The following is a 17506-nucleotide window of genomic DNA, read 5'->3' as shown; positions in this document are numbered from 1 at the left end:
AAAATGAGGATATTCCAACAAGAATATCCTCATTTCTATATCGTCTACCTTTGAATTATTTCTTTTTCTTGGTAGTAGTTTTCTTTGCTGTTGTCTTCTTAACAGTAGTAGTCTTTGATGTTATAGCTTTTGCCTTTGCAACTGGAGCAACATACTTAACAAGAGCCATACCAGTCTTCATACCGTTAAAACTACCGGCAAGAGAAGATATTGTACTTAGCGTACTGTTGGCAGAATACTTACTCATCTTACTTACAGCATCAAGAACTTTTGAACTATCAAAAGAGATAGACAATGTACCATTCTTCATCTGTGCATAACCTGTTATCTTTGCAGAACCTTCAAGATATGAGAATGTAATCTTTGAACCGCTAAGAGCGTATGTTCCAGAAGTCGTAGCGACACCATCCTTTATTGTAGAGAATTTATCATCGTTACCGAATGTAACAAGAAACTTACCTGGAGTGATTCCAACCTTAGCAAACTGTGCTGCAAGCTTTTTCTCAATAGCTGCAGAAGCCAACTGACCACCAGCCTGCTTCAACAAGTCGCTACTCTCAAAGCTGATTGAAGGCTGTTGATAACTCCACGTACCAACAATGTTTTCTTTTGATACATTATTTTTACCTGAGATAATTGATCCTGCCTCTCCCCCAATAGCAGAACTGACAACTTTTCCCAGATTACCTAAGTCAATTTGTGCGCTAGCACTGATTGAAGTCATGAAAAAAGCTCCAACAACAGCTGATTTCAAAAAAAACTTTTTCATTTTCATTTATTTAATTATTAGTCTATATTATATCTTAGCTGCAAAAGTAATCATTATTTTGTAAACATGAAGAAAAAGATAATATAATCAATATTATTCCTTCATAGGATTTTGTCCTCCTCCCAAACTGCGATATACATCAACCACACTTGAGAGTTGTTGCGCCTTAGCATCAAGAAGTTCCATTTTGGCATCCAATGCATCACGTTCATCCATAAGCACATCAAGATATGTGCAGCGACTGTTCATATACAACAGTCGAGCTATGTTTATAGACTGGTCAAGCTTCTGTGATTCCTCCTTTTTCAGTTGATAGTATCGGTCAAGGTTGTCTATCTTCGACATCAGTGTGCATACTTCTGAATAAGCTGTGAGCAATGTCTTGTCATATTCATAAAGAGCCTCTATCTGTTGAGCGTCAGCAGTCTGGAAGTTTGCCTGAATAGCCTTTTTATTAATTAGCGGACCTGTAAGTCCACCAAGTACACTAAAAGCCAAAGACTTTGGAAGTTTCGTGAGATATGTTGGATTAAATGCGTCAAGACCTAGTGTTGCTGATATATTTAATGACGGAAGAAATTCCTTTCTTGCAGCATCTACGCTCCATTTTGCCGAAGCCAACTCATGTTCTGCCTGTCTGATGTCAGGTCGGTTATTAAGCAATTCTGACGGTATACCAGTAGTCACCTTCTGCAGATTTGTTGAGAGAAAGGCAGCCTTGTTTCTGTCAATCTGTGTAGGATATCTACCAAGCAGTAAGTTGAGACTATTCTCACTCTCAGTGATTTGCTGCTTCAATGTGTATTCATCGGCACGAGCCTTAGCTAGTTCTGCCTCAAACTTTTCTACAGCAAGTTCCGTATCAGCGTCAGCTTTCTTCTGAATCTTAGCTATCTCAACAGCCTTCTTCTGCAAGTCAATATACTGATGTATCAAATCTAGTTTGTTATCTAGTGAAAGCAGTTGGTAATAATTTTCAGCCACTTGTGAGATAAGAGAAGACAACACTGCATTACGCCCGTCAACAGTAGCGAGATAATGCTCTACGGCAGCATGCTTACTGGAACTTAGTTTATGCCATAAGTCAACTTCCCAATCAGCTGTTGCACCAAGCTGATAGTCCATCAATGGTTCTGGCATTGACTTGCCTGGCTTTATCTCAGTTGTTGCGTTACCTGCACCTTCACTGGTATATCTACCAGCTTTTGACACACCTACACTTCCACCACCTGATACAGTAGGCATCATCAATCCTTCCTGAGAAAGCACCCCACTCTTTGCTATCGCTATTTGTTGAATAGTGATGCGCAAATCCTGATTATTTGCCAAAGCCGTATCAATCAACGAAACCAATGCAGAATCAGTAAAGAACTGTCTCCAAGGAGTTACTGTAGCACTAGTACCAGCCACGCTGTCCTTCTGAAATTTAGAAGGCAACTGCAACTTCACACGGTCCGTCATATTGGTAGCCTGAGGTGTCTTGCAACTCGTCATGACGGCTGCCGACACCAAAACAGTATATAGGATATGTAACTTTTTCATTTCTTATACTTTTTGTCTTTTGTTTCTGTCAGAGGTTTATCTCGCTGATATTTAACCATCTTGACTTTCTCTGCCATAGTTCCAAAGATATAATACAAACCAGGAATTATTATCAGTCCAAAGAATGTTCCGAACAACATACCTCCAACTGCAGCACTACCAATAGTACGGTTTCCTATCGCACCTGCACCGCTTGCAAATACCAAAGGTATAAGTCCGGCAATAAAGGCAAACGAAGTCATCAATATAGGACGGAATCGAGCAATCGCTCCCTCAATCGCCGCCTGCCGAATCGTCATTCCTAGATTTCTGCGTTGGACGGAATATTCCACCATCAGCACCGCGTTCTTTCCCAGCAGTCCTATCAGCATAACCATCGCCACCTGTGCATAGATATTATTCTCCAACCCCAAAAGTTTTAGGAATATGAATGCACCGCATATTCCGGCTGGCAGACATGTTATGATAGGTAACGGAAGTATGAAGTTCTCATACTGTGCCGACAGGATAAGATATACAAAGACCAGACAGATTACGAATATCAGTATTGCCTGATTACCTTGATCTACTTCGTCTTTTGAAATACCAGCCCAGTCATAATCAAATCCATGAGGTAATTTCTTTGCAGCTACCTCTTCTATTGCCTTAATTGCCTGACCACTACTACATCCAGATGCTGGTGAACCAGTAACCTCAGCAGAGTTATAAAGATTATGACGTGTGATTTCACTCATACCATAAACCTTTTGCAGTTGCATGAAGTCAGCATAAGGCACCATATCGCCCTGATTATTCTTCACCGTCAGTCCCATAAGGTTCTGCGGATATGCACGATACTGCGGACTTGCCTGAACGATTACCTTATATGGCTTTCCAAAGCGTATGAATCCTGTCTCATAATCTGAACCAATCAATGTTGACATATTATCCATAGCAGAACCTATAGAAACGCCTTTTTGCTCAGCAATATCATTATTAATGCGCAGCATATATTGTGGGTAACTTGCTGAATAGAACGTGAAAGCAGAACCAATCTCTGGTCTCTTATTAAGTTCCTTAACAAAGTCCTTGCTCACCTTTTCCATTTGGTGATAGTCATTATTACCAGTCTTATCAAGCAATCGAAGTTCAAATCCAGACGCAGCACCATAACCAGGTATCGAAGGTGGTTGGAAGAACTCTATATGAGCTCCCGTTATAGCAACGCATTTCTTTTCAAGATCAGCAATGATCTCCTTTGCTGTATGCTTACGGTCTTTCCATGACTTCAGGTTTATCAGACAAGAACCAGAATTGGCACTTGTTCCCTCTGATAGTATTTCATAACCTGCAAGAGAAGAAACACTCTGAACGCCCTCTTCTTTCTCAACTATATTTAATAACTGATGTGCAACCAGATTAGTTCGTTCTATTGTTGAACCTGGCGGCGTCTCAATCACGGCATATACCATACCTTGGTCCTCTTCTGGAATGAAACCAGATGGAACTGAATTATTCACAAAGAATGCTATTGCACAGAATAACAAAAGTAACGGTAATGTGACAAATTTGTTGGAAACAGTACGCTGCAACACCTTATCATACCCGATCACACCTTTGTTGAAACCAGCATTAAACTTATCAAGAACTTTATGAAGCCACGACTTTCTAAGATTTTGCTCCTGTTCTCTAGTCAATATAAGTGCACATAGTGCAGGAGTAAGTGTCAAAGCAACAAATCCTGAAAGAATAATACTTGATGCCATTGTGATAGAGAACTGACGATAGAACATACCTTCAGGTCCTCCCATAAAGGCAACAGGAATAAATACCGATGCCATTACAAGCGTTATCGCAACGATAGCACCACTGATTTCTTTCATCGCTTCCTGCGTGGCCTCCAAAGGCGGGAGATGTTCCGTGGCTATCTTTACGTTGACAGCCTCAATCACCACTATGGCGTCATCCACCACTATACCTATCGCCATGACAAGGGCAAAGAGGGATATCATATTCAGCGTTATGCCGAACGCCGACATCACAGCAAAACTTCCTATCAATGATACTGGCACAGCCATACAAGGAATGATTGCCGAGCGCCAGTCACCAAGGAAGACAAACACTACGATTGCTACAAGTATGAACGCCTCAAAAAGTGTATGGATAACTTTTTCTATTGACGCATCCAGGAATCGACTTATATCATAACTAACTTCATAGTGCATACCTTTAGGCATATCTTTCTGAAGTCTCGCCATTGTTTTCTTTACATCATGAATTACATCACGCGCATTCGAACCATAAGCCTGTTTCAAGGTTATGGCAGCTGATGGATGTCCGTTAAGAGTAGAATAGATATCATACATCTCTGTACCGAAATCAATTGTGGCTACATCTTTTAAACGTACAAACTGACCGTTGGGATTTGACTTCAATATGATGTTTCCATACTCTTCAGGGGTAGTATAACGTCCTGGATATTTCAACACATACTCAAAGCTCTCTGCTCGTTTACCCGAACTCTCGCCAAGTTTTCCTGGTGAAGCTTCTATACTCTGATCTTCCAAAGCCTGATTTACATCATCAGCTGACAAATTATAGGCGGTAAGTTTATCTGGCTTCAACCATACACGCATCGCATAGTTACGTGTACCAAGGATATCCAAGTCACCCACACCATCAACACGTTTCAACTCCGGAGAAATATTTATATCAGCATAGTTGAAAAGGAATTTCTGGTCAGCTTTAGGATCATTACTGTATAGGTTTATATACATCAGGATGTTAGGTTCCTCACGAGAAATCTTAACACCTTCACGTATAACGGCTGGCGGCAACTTATTTGTTGCTGCCGACACTCTGTTTTGTACATTAATAGCATCAACATTAGGATCTGTTCCTAATTTAAACACTACATTTATTTCACCCTCACCATCATTACCGGCATTAGACTCAATATATTTCATGCCAGGGACACCATTAAGAACCTGTTCCAAAGGAATTACTACCGATTTTATCAGCAATTCATTGTTGGCACCAGGATAATCAGCGACAACATTAACTTTTGGAGGTGAGATAGAAGGATATTGAGTAATAGGCAAGTTGAGCAATGACAACACACCTATAAACACAATGACAAGAGAAACGACGATTGCAAGAACCGGTCTGCGAATAAACTTCTTGAACATAATTAGTTGGCATTTAATTTGATAGACTGCATTACTTCAGCCGGGCTCTTATAACGTATTGATATGCGATCACCATCATTCACCTTTTGTATACCGTCTACCAGAATCTTGTCATTAATTGACAAGCCTCCTGTTACTATATATACATTCTGCTTTTCAAAAGCTATTTTTATAGGACGCGCATGAACATAACCACGAGCATCAACAACAAACACATATTTCTTATCTTGTATTTCATAGGTTGACTGCTGAGGAATTACCATTACGTTCCTTGCAGGAATATTCATTCTTACAGTTCCTGTTTCACCGTTTCTTAGAATACGATTCACATTGGTAAACTTTGCACGGAAAGCAATATTACCTGTTCCATTGTCAAACTCACCTTCTACGTTTTGGAAATGTCCTTTTACAGGGAAAGTAGTTCCGTTTGCAAGAATAAGAGTTAATGGAAGTTTGTTTCTTTCTGCAGCATGCTGTTGGTAATCAAGATATTCAGGTTCTGAAACATTAAAATAAGCATATATATTAGTGTTATCAGAAAGAGTTGAAATCAAGTCACCGTCTTGAAGTAAACTTCCTCGTTTATTAGGTATTCTACCTATTATACCTGTAAAAGGCGCAGTTATAAGTGACAACTGCTTGCGCTCACTGGCAAGACGATAATCAGCCATAGCAGAGTTCAACTTCGCACGTGCCATCTTACGTGCATTCTTTGACACGATATTATTAGCCGCCAAAGTAGAAGTATTTTGCAAGTCTATGCGAGCTTGTTCTGCTTCTGCCTTAGACTTTTCCACTTCTTGTTGTGCTCCAACTAAAGCAATACGAAACAAAGGCTGTCCGGCTCTCACCATCTGACCTTCATCAACATATATATCACGTAATATACCACCTTGTTGAGCTCTTATCTCAATATTTTTCTGCGACTGTATGTTCGCTACATAGTCTTTTGAGACAGATGTGTTTGTTACCTCTGGAGTCGTAACTGAATAAACAGCAGATACATCCTTTTCCTTTGTCGATTTACAACTTATTGTTATCAGTGCCATACCAACGGCAAGCATAAGTATTTGTTTATTCATATTTTAACGAAATAAATAAATTTATGATGCAAAATTACTTATATTTAAACGATTAAAACCATAATAATCGATTAAAAGAACTTAAAGTGAAATTAAAAGTTTCTAATATACTTCTTATGTGGTTTCATGATAAAACAAGAGGGTAACTCTCGCCATCAAAATACTTTAATAACTGAATAAACCTTATTGTGGTTATTGTTCTCGCAACAAGTTAGATGTTAATACATTTGCAAATATAATAAAAAAATTGCTTTTCATAGTTTTATAAGTAACTTTTTACAATAATTATTGAGCCTATTTTATAAAAAGCACTATCTTTGCGCTATTACAAACAAAATTCACGTTATATAAAACGATATACATTTGTGTTACAGATACAGTTAACCCGAAACCGTCTGCAGAACCAATACTCGCATACTTTAATAGAACTGGAGCTACACCAGCTGACACTTTGTACATAGGAGATTCTGCTTATGATAGTCAATGCGCCATCAACTCTCATGTAGACTTTGCTTTAGCTACTTGGAGTAATGGCAAAAAGGACATACCGTGCAAATATGAACTTGAAAAGCCTTCTGATATTTTGAACTGTTAGGAATTTTCGAGCAGTTCAAAATCAATTTTTCTTTTTCACAATAACTTTCCAGTGAACCGAATATTTATTAGGATCCTCCATGTCGTAATCATGCTCTTCTACCGGTGGACGAACGAATTCAAAGTTAGTGAATAGGTTTTTTATATCGTTGATATCCACATAAAAATGCGGAATATCTTCACCAGTTTCATTCTCATTACGTAGAATTGTATTTTTATCCAGCACCTTGGCTTTATCTAAATGTACAAAAGACCATGTGGATTTTGATATTAATGTCAAAAACACTTCCCCATTTGGACGTAAAATCCTTTGAATTTCATCAAGTATTGTTTCGAAACCAATAGTATCTGTATGATAAATAACATTATAAGCAATAATACAGTCAAAGCTATTATCATGAAAGGGTAAAGAGAGCATGTTCCCTTTATATGTTTCAATATTCAGATTCTCTTTATCAGCCCAGTTCCGTGTTGATTCGACCGCTTCATCAGATAAATCAAATGCTGTAACTTTAAAACCATGCTTCCCCATGTAAACAGTGTGCCTGCCCAAACCGCATCCTAAATCTAATAAACTGTTGAAGTTTTCAGCATTCCAACGCTCTGCCAAAAAAGCACTTTCAATACAAGGCGTTCTCCAATAGTTATCTGTGTTTTTACTCCAATCCCATGCCTTAGTTATTGGGACATTACTTTTTTCGTCCATTTTTATATAACGTTGTCTCTTATTATGAATATATACGTAACACTTTATCTGAGTGTGTTATTGAACTGTTCGGAAATTCCGAACAGTTCAAGATAAATATCTAGCCTAAAGTTTCTTTTCTGTTAGGATCTTTACTAACCACATAGCTATTAGCCTGATGTGTAGCAAGAACAAGGACTTCAGCTATTTGCACATGCTCGGGTGCACTCGCTGCATAGAAAGCAACATCGGCTATATCTTCACCGCTAAGCGGATGAATACCATTATATACATTATCAGCTTTGCATTTGTCACCATAAAATCTGGTAACACTGAAGTTTGTCTCTACCAATCCTGGTTTGATATTGGTAACTCTTATACATGTGTCAGCTAAGTCGATACGAAGACCATCACTGATGGCTTTAACGGCTGACTTAGTTGCGCAATATACATTACCGCCCGGATAAGCTGCTTCACCGGCAAGACTGCCCATATTGATCACATGACCACGATTACGCTCTACCATATGCGGAACTACAAGGTGAGTCATTGTAAGCATACCCTTGATATTAGTATCTATCATCGTCTCCCATTTCTCTGGGTCAAGTTCGTATTCTTTTTCCAAACCTAATGCCAGTCCAGCATTGTTAATGAGTACGTCTATATCACGCCATTTGCCTGTCAGTGTATTTACAGCCTCTGTTGCTGAGTTACGGTCACGAACATCGAAGTTGAGCAACTTCACATCGGTACCATCAGCATTAAGACGGCTCTGCAATAAATCTAATTTGCTCTGATTACGACCTGTAAGTACCAAGTCGTATCCTCCTTTAGAGAAACGAAGGGCACATGCTTCACCAATGCCACTCGTAGCTCCTGTTATCAATGCAATCTTTTTCATATTATGATTTCTATATTATTAATTTATGATATGCAAACATGCAATAATAAAAAATACTGTTGTCTATGCTCTTGCAAATATACAGAAATTTTAGCTTATCACAACCTCAATTCTTTATTTCATTAAATATAAACGATATGGGCGTACTATTTAAGTGCGCCCATCATATCAATTAGCTAGTTTTTTAAGTTGTCTGTAATTATATATCAATATTGTGACAGATATAATTGTAGCCAACGTATCGCTTACCGGTATGCTCATCCAAATACCATTTAGCCCAAAGAATAATGGGAAAACAAGCAATGCTGGTATGATCAGAATTAACTGCCGAAGCAATGATAAGAATATGGCTGTTTTTACATAGCCAATGCTCTGAAAGAAACCTGTTGAAATAACCTGAGTACCGAGTAGAGGTACTGCCATCATCATTATTCTCATACCTGATGCAGAAATCTCTGTAAGTTGCTTGTCAGTGGTAAACAGAGATGTAATCATGTGTGGGCAAAATTCTCCGAGCAAGAACCCTATAACTGATATAAAAGTGGCGAACATAATAGACAGTTTCAGCACCTTAAAAGCTCTGTTATATAATTTTGCTCCATAATTATAGCCTACAATTGGTTGCATGCCTTGCATAAGTCCGATGATAATCATTACAAAGAAGAATAAGAAACGATTAATTATTCCATAAGCTCCTACAGCCATATCACCTCCATATCGGGTCAGACTATTTGTGATAATGATAACAACCACGCATGCTGTCAGATTCATAAAGAAAGGAGAAAGACCTATCGACATCATTTTTGAAATCATATTCCATCGCAATCTGAATATGCCTTTCTGAAAATAAATACAGTTATTCTTATTATAAAAATGATGTAGCTGATAACACAGCATGATTCCCTGTGACAAGACTGTAGCCAAAGCACTTCCACGCATTCCCATCTTCAATCCAAAGATGAATATTGGATTTAATATAACAACGATAAACACCATACCGATTGTGGCAATCATTGCTTTTTGTGGAGCAGCCGAAGAGCGCAGCATTGCGTTGAGGTTAAAAAACAGTTGCGTAAAAATATTACCTGCAAGAAATACCTGCATAAAACTGCGTGCATAAGGCAGAGTCACTGCTGACGCTCCTGAAAAAATAAGGATCTTATCAAGAAACGTATAGCATACAATATTGAGTATTGTCGCATAAATGATGCTCAAAGTAACAACATTGCCTAATATGACATTTGCACTCTTATAATCTTTTTGTCCCAGCCTTATTGACATTAAGTTGGCACCACCTATAGCAATAAGTGTTGAAAATGCTACCATCATATTCATCAATGGAAGCAATACTGCCAAACCTGATAATCCCAGTGTACCCACACCATGTCCAATGAATATACTGTCGACAATATTAAATATCGACATCACTGTAGATGCAACAATTGAAGGCAATGCATACTTTAGCAGCAACCGACTTACACTTTCTGTTCCGAGTTCTTTAGGTTTATTAATCATATCATATATATTGTAGTATCCTAAACTACTTGTCTTATCAGCAATACATTGCCTTATTATTATATTGGGATTGTTTAAAACATACTTGGATAATCCACAGAATATCCAACCTATATGCCATCAATGAAAGAAAGATGCACCCGCACTCAATGAGTGCAACATCATTCAAAGTAACATTCACTATTGTCAATAATCTGTGCAAAGATACAAAAAAATCAGTGAACCATATCAGCAAAACTCTAATTAATAAATATCTATATAAGCATAAAATAACTAGATACATATTCAAAATATTAAATAGACGTATTTATCTACTACAGAGTAAATTGATTCTTATTTTTTAAATAAAGGCACACAAAATATATCATATATGAATTATTATTTCTATTTTTGTAAACGATATGAATACTTTAGAAAAAGAATATTGCAATTTACTTGAATATCAAAAATTTGATGAGACTAGCATAGGGGAAGAAATCATAAAAACAAATATTGATCAGATTTCAAATTCCACTTTTTTAAAAGGTTGTGCTCTTTCTGTTTTTGATGTTTATAGAAAAAAGCATGTATATGAGTCTGAATATTATAAAGAGTTATTTAAGGAGACAAACAGTGAGTATTCTGAAGTTAAAGTGCATCCAGATGATTATGAAGCTCTTTGTAAGAATAGTATTGCAACATTCAAGCATTTGTTTTCTCATAATAAGAATGCCAAATATAATAAAGTAATAAGAGAATATCGAGCTTTGGTAAGAGGGAAATACCAGCGCGTTATAGAACAAATAATGATATTGGCATTTGACAAAGTGGGTAATATTTGGTTATGTCTAAGTATAGTTGATATTGCACCAAATCAAGCTCCTCCATATATCGTTAACTCTAAAATTGTTAATTTTAAAACTGGTTTGGTGTTTTCTCCTCTAGATGAATTTTATAATAAAGATATAATTTTGTCTTCAAGAGAATTGGATATTCTAAAGTTAATTAGTACAGGACAACTAAGTAATGAAATATCAGACAAGCTTCACTTCAGCGTGAATACTGTAAATATACATCGACAGAGTATTTTTAAAAAATTTAATGTTGACACATCAATAGAAGCTATAAGATATGCTGAAAATCTAGGTCTTATTGATTATCCGTTATAACAAATTTTACTGATAAATCAGCATTGTTAGGTAGTTGATTTAAGACTATTTTTGCACTTTCAAATAATTAAATAAAGTGCGGAATGACAAAGAAAATTTTACTGATTTTGAATATGATGATTATTTCAACATCATTATGCCAAACATTAGCTATAAAATTGATTTCTAATAAAATGATGTGTGACATCACTTGTGGTCCGTTTCAACATAACGCGAGTGGTGTTATAATATTTTTTTTACATTTTAAATCATGGGAAAACAAAAACATCCAGAAAGTTTGAAATTGGTAAATATCCTCCACTAGTAATATAAGCGGTTGATATCTAAACGATTAGCGGTGGAGGTTAACATCCACTATCCTCCACCAACCTCCACGTTTTTGTAAACTATTAAGAAATCCCTTACTAGTATTGAACTTATATCTAATATATCATGAATAACAAGAAATCATATATATTTACATTTTCGTAATATATCATGAATAATTTATCGCCTGTATAATGTTATCAGATAGCAGACAACCATATTGTGATGATTACCCGCTGTTTTCTGGTATTTAACTAATACAACAAACGACTTTTCTACAAATTATTATCCATAACCGTTTTTACACGTTGCAAGTGCATCATGACTAAATCACCTTATCAGAAACTCCCCTTTTTTCGTCTTTTCTTAGATTCTTCGAGTTGCTTCTGATATTTTTGTAGAATCGGTTGAAGATATTTTTTTGATTTTGTCGTTATACACATACCCCCCCCCCATACGTGGATAAAAGTAATTTAAAAGTTTTTTGTCCTTTACGACGTTTACACTTATAATATCATCTTGGTTTAGACTATCTAAACTCTGTACTTCAACTCCATCAACTAGAATCACAGGAATATTCAAAGAATCCTTTTGCAAATTGGTTTGAGCATTTAATTGCAAGCTTAAGAATAATGCTGTTAAAATAATAATGTGTGTTTTCATTTCCGATAGATATATTGGTTATTCACTTAGTAAAAATACTATTTATTTTTAACAATGACATTACTTTCAGCTTTATATTTGCGATAATTAACATTTATAGCAACCCATTGCCACAAAGAAAAAATTCTTTTTTACGATACGCCATTTAGTGATTAGGGTCTAATCACTCTGCAAAATACGAAGGACTTTTGAGTGATTAAGCCCTAATCACTAAAAGTGAAGGTTTCCTAAAAACGTCTGATTGATAAAACGGAAACGTTTATACGATATAATAGATTCATTCCTACGATACAATGGAAACGTTTGATCGATGGAATAGATCCCATTCTACGTCAAAACGGAAACACTTATACAGACTTGTTAAAAATACAACAGAAATATCATTCTAAAACATTACACATAAGCAGAATATACCATGAAATACAAACATATTTGAATATATATTATTTACCATAATTCAGTTTTATGCATGGTACTAGCTTGCTATTTCTTAATAGCTTACAAAAAAGTGGAGGTTAGTGGAGGATAGTGGATGTTAACCTCCACCGCTAATCGTTTAGATATCAGAAGCTTATATTACGAGTGGAGGATATTTGTCAATTTTCAAACTTTTGGGATAATTTTATTTTTCAGACATTACACATGTAATAAAAATACATACACATCCAAAACCACATTTCACTCTTACGACATTTACTTTCTATTGGCAGCCAATTATTGCGAATAAATAGCAAGCCAATATTTAACTACATTTATACAAGGAAGGTAACATTTGTTACCATTTTATTTATTGAAATGTTCATATCTTTGCTAAAGGATAAATTATAGAGATATGAACAAACTTAAAATAAAAAGAATTTATCTTCCCTATGATGAAGGAGACGGGTCTCGAATATCAATAGACAGACTATAACCTAGAGGTATTTCGAAGACAATTAAATGACATGACAAGCATTTAGGTAACATTTGTTATTCGTTATCATCATGGCATTTGATTTGTATCTATAAAAATAGAAAATATTGTTGAACAAATAAAAATAAAACTGTATGGCAAGATTTGAAAAAGGAAAAGCACTAAATCCTAATGATATCATAGCATATCAAGAAGAAGGTATCGTAAGTATGGAACTTCTACATAATGAAAGCGGAAGCATCACCCTTTTCGCTTTTGGTAAAGGTCAACAGCTTAGTCCACACTCTGCCCCACTCGATGCTTTTATACAAGCAATAGACGGACAGTTTGTAGTAACTCTGGATGATGAAGAGCATCTTATCAAAGCCGGAGAAATATTCATGATACCGGCAGGTCATGTTCACAGTCTGCGAGCAGACAATAAATTTAAGATGATCATAACAATGGTTTCAGTTAAAAGAAATATTGATTTTAAAAAATAGAAAAAGAGAATAAGAAAGAGATGGCATAAGATGTATTAGCTTATAATATCATCATTACAAGGTATTGTAGATTATTTCTTTTAGCACTATATTTGCACAAAAAAGCAATAGAAAAAACTGAATGTATTATCTCTCGGCGAAGATGACAATCATCTTAAGCCAAAGAAATATTGATTTTTAAAATAAAAAAGGAGAATAAATATGAAAAAGACATTGGTAGTATTTGGTTCGTCAACAGGCAATTGCCAAGGCTTTGCCGAGATTATCGCTCAAAAACTGAAAGCTGATATAGTTGACGTAAACGACATTAATATAGAAAAGCTTGCAGAATACGAGAATCTTGTACTCGGCACGTCAACATGGGGTTCTGGAGAAATGCAGGATGATTGGTATGACGGCATTTCAAAACTAAAGGATGCCGATCTCAGCGGAAAGACTGTTGCACTGTTTGGATGTGGAGATGCTGATAGCTACAGCGATACTTTTTGCGGAGGCATGCGAGAGATTTACGACACAGTGAAAGACTCTGGTGCTAATATCCTTGGAGGAGTTGATGCTGCGGAATACACGTATGATGACTCAGAATCAGTGATAGACGGCAAATTTGTGGGACTAGCACTTGATGTCAATGAGGATGAAGCCAAGAGCGAAGAACGCATTGACAAATGGATACAGTTAATAAATAATTCTCTTTGATATTAAAAGAAGTATAATCTTTATAAATCATCATTATTAGGTATTGCAAATGATGTATTTTAATGCTATATTTGCAATAGAGTTATTAATAAAAACATTATTATGAAAATAGAAAAGATTTATGCAAGAGAAATTCTTGATTCAAGAGGTAACCCAACTATTGAAGTTGAGGTAACAACAGATAATGGCATAATGGGCAGAGCCAGTGTCCCATCAGGTGCATCAACAGGAGAGAACGAAGCATTGGAACTACGTGACGGAGATAAGAGCCGTTTTGGTGGTAAAGGTGTATTGAAAGCTGTTAAGAATGTAAACAATATTATAGGTCCGGCACTGAATGGTTTCGATATATTGAACCAACGTGCCATTGACTACAAGATGTTGGAAATAGACGGGACTCCAACTAAAAGTAAATTGGGTGCAAACGCAATTCTCGGAGTTTCATTAGCAGTTGCACATACAGCTGCAAAAGCTCTAAACATTCCTCTTTACAGATATATCGGTGGTTCAAACACATACATCCTGCCAGTGCCGATGATGAATATCATTAATGGTGGCGCACATAGTGACGCTCCTATCGCATTCCAGGAATTCATGATTCGCCCAGTTGGTGCATCTTCAGAGAAAGAGGCTATACGCATTGGTGCTGAAGTTTTCCACACTTTGCAGAAGAATCTCAAGAAAAGAGGATTGTCAACAGCAGTTGGTGACGAGGGTGGTTTCGCTCCAAAACTTGATAATATTGAAGACGCTCTGCAAAGTATTGTTGAAGCGATAAAAGATGCAGGTTATCAACCAGGCAAAGATGTAACAATAGCTATTGACTGCGCTGCAAGTGAGTTTGCAAGTGAAAAAGGCGGTAAATACTATTATAACTATAAGCAACTGACAAACGGAATGCCGAAAGATCCGAACGGCAAGGAACTATCAGATGATGAACAGATAAAATTCCTTGAAGAACTGATAACAAAGTATCCTATTGACAGTATTGAGGATGGTCTTGACGAGAATGACTGGGATGGTTGGCAGAAGCTGACAAAAGCACTTGGTGAAAGATGCCAGTTGGTTGGCGACGACTTATTCGTTACAAACACAAAGTTCCTTGAAAAGGGAATAAAACTGGGAGCTGCCAATTCAATTCTGATTAAGGTAAACCAGATCGGTTCTCTAACAGAGACTCTCGAAGCTATAGAAATGGCTCACCGTCACGGTTATACCACTGTAACTTCTCACCGTTCAGGCGAAACTGAAGATACAACGATTGCTGATATTGCTGTTGCAACAAACTCTGGACAGATAAAGACTGGTTCTATGTCAAGAACAGACCGTATTGCAAAGTATAATCAGTTGATACGTATTGAAGAAGAACTAGGCAGTAATGCACAATATGGTTATAAGAAACTGAAATAATACAAATCTATTCTTTCAATTAATATAATTGAAGAATATCATAATTAAAAAAGACTCAGAGTTCGAGAAAATGTTTAATCATTATTCGGATTCTGAGTCTTTACTATTTGATACTACGATCTATTAAAACAGCTTACTTACTATTTCGGCAGACTTGCCTTCATAAATCTTAATATCAGTAATTGGAGAATAGCGCAAATCTTTATAAGATAAAAGCTGCAATGCAACAAACTCGTGATCATCAGAGATGCAACCTTCAAGGCGAATAGTACTCATGGCAATAGCCTTTATTCCAGCAGCCTCATTTACGGCAGCTTCTAAGTTTTCATTCTTTGCATTGATAACAGCCTCTATCTTGTTACCGGCATCCTGACTATATTCTTCACCAAAGGCCTTAATTTTACTGCCAGTTGGAGTGTAAATTACAGAGGTACCGAAACCCATGAATGACTTCTTTAATGATATTTTATCGTTTGAGAAGATAACATCAGCCATCTTCAAATTCTTTATGTTCATTTTAAAATAATGTTGAGCATACTCCACCCACTTATTATGTGAAAAGGAGTAAGCATTTGTTAGACTTATATGCAGGATGCAATCCCGCGATAATTAATTAGCTCCATAACAAGAGCAATAAAACCGTTCCGCATGCAAATACATAACGGAAAAATATAAATCTAACACAACAGGCGCCTCAATGCAAAAATATAATAATCACACGAGGCTTGGGACTGAAATGGTGCCGTCTCTAAACGGCAACATCCTCCCATAAGCAAAAAACAAGATTGTGGTTTTGATATATAAAATACTATTCTTCCAAATATTTTACCCGTATTCTCCACAAAAACAGGAATAATCCTTTGAGGACATGTACTGCAAACTCTCAATAAACTGAGCGAATCAGAAAGTACAGCCTCCTTTGACGTATCATTATGCTTAGACACCACACTAATCTTATCCTTCTCACGCGGTCTTGTCACGGCATGAGTTTCCTGCTGACCAACGATCAGCATTAAGAATATGATTAATATGTGAAGATAACGATTCATCTAGTCTATCAATATGATTGTAACAGAACGTGCAGCCTGAGCACCCATAACAAGAGATTGCTCTATATCGGCAGTCTTACTTGGTCCACTGATAAAACATCCAAAACCATAGTCTGTCATGTGTATGGCTTTATATGCATCGTGCATATTGTCAACAATACTGCTCTTATGAAGGATAATCACAAGATTCTCTGAAATGAAACATACTGATTTTTCTTTCATACTCTGCGGAACCCAGACGCAAGCATTTTCTGCCACGCCTACTTCTCCATTCACAACACCAACATCAGTACCGTTCAAATCTTGTGCCTCGGCAACAGTATCAGGATTAAGACTGGCATCTATTCCTGAAACATTACTTGCTATTACCTTTGCGTCAGGATAAACTTCACGTATGATGGCATTCAGGTTGTCATCCTTTTTGGCATTGACAACCTTTCCACCAGATGTTTCTGTCATTGAAATGAACTGGGCTATAGTATCTTCATACTTGATACCGTTTATGTTCATATCAGGCATATCAAACTGCTGAGTAGTATTTGCACGCAATTTATTTAGAAATTCTTCTTTATTCATCTTTTCGT

The 17506-nt window shown here is 36.6% G+C and carries 16 protein-coding genes; 5 read left to right on the top strand and 11 right to left on the bottom strand.

The window, feature by feature from the left end; all coding sequences use genetic code 11:
• Positions 1 to 55: 55 nt before the first annotated feature.
• From B045_RS14795 to B045_RS0101340, 4 genes are all read right to left on the bottom strand, one after another.
• The gene (locus B045_RS14795; protein ID WP_162163148.1) at positions 56 to 769 is read right to left on the bottom strand and encodes a lipocalin-like domain-containing protein; all 714 of its coding nucleotides are present in this window, start codon (positions 767 to 769) and stop codon (positions 56 to 58) included.
• Between the two features lie 93 nt (positions 770 to 862).
• Positions 863 to 2311 (bottom strand): TolC family protein, encoded by a 1449-nt coding sequence (locus B045_RS0101350; RefSeq protein ID WP_025883035.1) that lies wholly within the window; start codon positions 2309 to 2311, stop codon positions 863 to 865.
• Positions 2308 to 5478, bottom strand: coding sequence for an efflux RND transporter permease subunit (locus B045_RS0101345; protein WP_018462466.1), 3171 nt, complete (start codon positions 5476 to 5478; stop codon positions 2308 to 2310). Before B045_RS0101345 ends, B045_RS0101350 begins: the two co-directional genes overlap by 4 nt.
• 2 nt (positions 5479 to 5480) lie before the next feature.
• Complete coding sequence (locus B045_RS0101340) at positions 5481 to 6560, bottom strand: efflux RND transporter periplasmic adaptor subunit (protein ID WP_018462465.1); 1080 nt, start codon at positions 6558 to 6560, stop codon at positions 5481 to 5483.
• A gap of 301 nt (positions 6561 to 6861) precedes the next feature.
• Here B045_RS0101340 and B045_RS15005 point away from each other — a divergent pair, with 301 nt between their 5' ends.
• Positions 6862 to 7155 carry an HAD family hydrolase gene (locus B045_RS15005; protein ID WP_081618577.1) on the top strand — a complete coding sequence of 98 codons (294 nt, stop codon included), beginning with the start codon at positions 6862 to 6864 and terminating at the stop codon, positions 7153 to 7155.
• A 21-nt stretch (positions 7156 to 7176) separates the two neighbouring features.
• Here B045_RS15005 and B045_RS0101335 read toward each other — a convergent pair whose 3' ends face one another.
• The 3 genes from B045_RS0101335 to B045_RS0101325 all read right to left on the bottom strand — a co-directional run bounded on the left by B045_RS0101335 (position 7177) and on the right by B045_RS0101325 (position 10255).
• Positions 7177 to 7860, bottom strand: a complete 684-nt coding sequence (locus tag B045_RS0101335; protein WP_018462464.1) for a class I SAM-dependent methyltransferase — start codon at positions 7858 to 7860, stop codon at positions 7177 to 7179.
• A 100-nt stretch (positions 7861 to 7960) separates the two neighbouring features.
• The gene (locus tag B045_RS0101330) at positions 7961 to 8740 is read right to left on the bottom strand and encodes an SDR family NAD(P)-dependent oxidoreductase (protein ID WP_018462463.1); all 780 of its coding nucleotides are present in this window, start codon (positions 8738 to 8740) and stop codon (positions 7961 to 7963) included.
• A gap of 168 nt (positions 8741 to 8908) precedes the next feature.
• Complete coding sequence (locus B045_RS0101325) at positions 8909 to 10255, bottom strand: MATE family efflux transporter (protein WP_018462462.1); 1347 nt, start codon at positions 10253 to 10255, stop codon at positions 8909 to 8911.
• A 401-nt stretch (positions 10256 to 10656) separates the two neighbouring features.
• Between B045_RS0101325 and B045_RS0101320 the strand changes: the two genes are divergently transcribed.
• Positions 10657 to 11403 carry a response regulator transcription factor gene (locus B045_RS0101320; RefSeq protein ID WP_018462461.1) on the top strand — a complete coding sequence of 249 codons (747 nt, stop codon included), beginning with the start codon at positions 10657 to 10659 and terminating at the stop codon, positions 11401 to 11403.
• 672 nt (positions 11404 to 12075) lie between these two features.
• Here the strand turns inward: B045_RS0101320 and B045_RS14110 are convergent.
• A complete protein-coding gene (locus B045_RS14110) occupies positions 12076 to 12372 on the bottom strand; it encodes a hypothetical protein (protein ID WP_238311988.1) in 297 nt (98 codons plus the stop codon).
• 1047 nt (positions 12373 to 13419) lie between these two features.
• Between B045_RS14110 and B045_RS0101305 the strand changes: the two genes are divergently transcribed.
• The 3 genes from B045_RS0101305 to eno all read left to right on the top strand — a co-directional run bounded on the left by B045_RS0101305 (position 13420) and on the right by eno (position 15873).
• Positions 13420 to 13767: a cupin domain-containing protein gene (locus B045_RS0101305; RefSeq protein ID WP_018462459.1), complete on the top strand. Its 348-nt coding sequence runs from the start codon at positions 13420 to 13422 to the stop codon at positions 13765 to 13767.
• A 201-nt stretch (positions 13768 to 13968) separates the two neighbouring features.
• The gene (gene fldA, locus B045_RS0101300; RefSeq protein WP_018462458.1) at positions 13969 to 14463 is read left to right on the top strand and encodes a flavodoxin FldA; all 495 of its coding nucleotides are present in this window, start codon (positions 13969 to 13971) and stop codon (positions 14461 to 14463) included.
• Positions 14464 to 14565: 102 nt separating this feature from the next.
• Complete coding sequence (eno, locus tag B045_RS0101295) at positions 14566 to 15873, top strand: phosphopyruvate hydratase (protein ID WP_018462457.1); 1308 nt, start codon at positions 14566 to 14568, stop codon at positions 15871 to 15873.
• 123 nt (positions 15874 to 15996) lie between these two features.
• On the opposite strand, the gene B045_RS0101290 is transcribed toward eno, so the two are convergent.
• From B045_RS0101290 to B045_RS0101285, 3 genes are all read right to left on the bottom strand, one after another.
• Complete coding sequence (locus B045_RS0101290; protein WP_018462456.1) at positions 15997 to 16389, bottom strand: hypothetical protein; 393 nt, start codon at positions 16387 to 16389, stop codon at positions 15997 to 15999.
• Between the two features lie 161 nt (positions 16390 to 16550).
• Complete coding sequence (locus B045_RS15240; protein ID WP_025883027.1) at positions 16551 to 16922, bottom strand: hypothetical protein; 372 nt, start codon at positions 16920 to 16922, stop codon at positions 16551 to 16553.
• Positions 16923 to 17498 (bottom strand): LutC/YkgG family protein, encoded by a 576-nt coding sequence (locus B045_RS0101285; RefSeq protein WP_018462455.1) that lies wholly within the window; start codon positions 17496 to 17498, stop codon positions 16923 to 16925.
• Positions 17499 to 17506 lie beyond the last annotated feature (8 nt).

Source organism: Segatella paludivivens DSM 17968 = JCM 13650 (genome assembly GCF_000373185.1).
GTDB classification, from domain to species: Bacteria; Bacteroidota; Bacteroidia; order Bacteroidales; family Bacteroidaceae; genus Prevotella; species Prevotella paludivivens.
This window is presented reverse-complemented; position numbering and strand designations above follow the sequence as displayed.

Coding starts and splice junctions, on each gene's coding strand:
- B045_RS0101325 (WP_018462462.1), bottom strand. CDS start 10,255: ATGATTAATAAACCTAAAGAACTCGGAACAGAAAGTGTAAGTCGGTTG.
- B045_RS14795 (WP_162163148.1), bottom strand. CDS start 769: ATGAAAAAGTTTTTTTTGAAATCAGCTGTTGTTGGAGCTTTTTTCATG.
- B045_RS0101290 (WP_018462456.1), bottom strand. CDS start 16,389: ATGAACATAAAGAATTTGAAGATGGCTGATGTTATCTTCTCAAACGAT.
- B045_RS0101320 (WP_018462461.1), top strand. CDS start 10,657: ATGAATACTTTAGAAAAAGAATATTGCAATTTACTTGAATATCAAAAA.
- B045_RS0101305 (WP_018462459.1), top strand. CDS start 13,420: ATGGCAAGATTTGAAAAAGGAAAAGCACTAAATCCTAATGATATCATA.
- B045_RS15240 (WP_025883027.1), bottom strand. CDS start 16,922: ATGAATCGTTATCTTCACATATTAATCATATTCTTAATGCTGATCGTT.
- B045_RS14110 (WP_238311988.1), bottom strand. CDS start 12,372: ATGAAAACACACATTATTATTTTAACAGCATTATTCTTAAGCTTGCAA.
- B045_RS0101340 (WP_018462465.1), bottom strand. CDS start 6,560: ATGAATAAACAAATACTTATGCTTGCCGTTGGTATGGCACTGATAACA.
- B045_RS0101350 (WP_025883035.1), bottom strand. CDS start 2,311: ATGAAAAAGTTACATATCCTATATACTGTTTTGGTGTCGGCAGCCGTC.
- eno (WP_018462457.1), top strand. CDS start 14,566: ATGAAAATAGAAAAGATTTATGCAAGAGAAATTCTTGATTCAAGAGGT.
- B045_RS0101335 (WP_018462464.1), bottom strand. CDS start 7,860: ATGGACGAAAAAAGTAATGTCCCAATAACTAAGGCATGGGATTGGAGT.
- B045_RS0101330 (WP_018462463.1), bottom strand. CDS start 8,740: ATGAAAAAGATTGCATTGATAACAGGAGCTACGAGTGGCATTGGTGAA.
- B045_RS0101345 (WP_018462466.1), bottom strand. CDS start 5,478: ATGTTCAAGAAGTTTATTCGCAGACCGGTTCTTGCAATCGTCGTTTCT.
- B045_RS0101285 (WP_018462455.1), bottom strand. CDS start 17,498: ATGAATAAAGAAGAATTTCTAAATAAATTGCGTGCAAATACTACTCAG.
- fldA (WP_018462458.1), top strand. CDS start 13,969: ATGAAAAAGACATTGGTAGTATTTGGTTCGTCAACAGGCAATTGCCAA.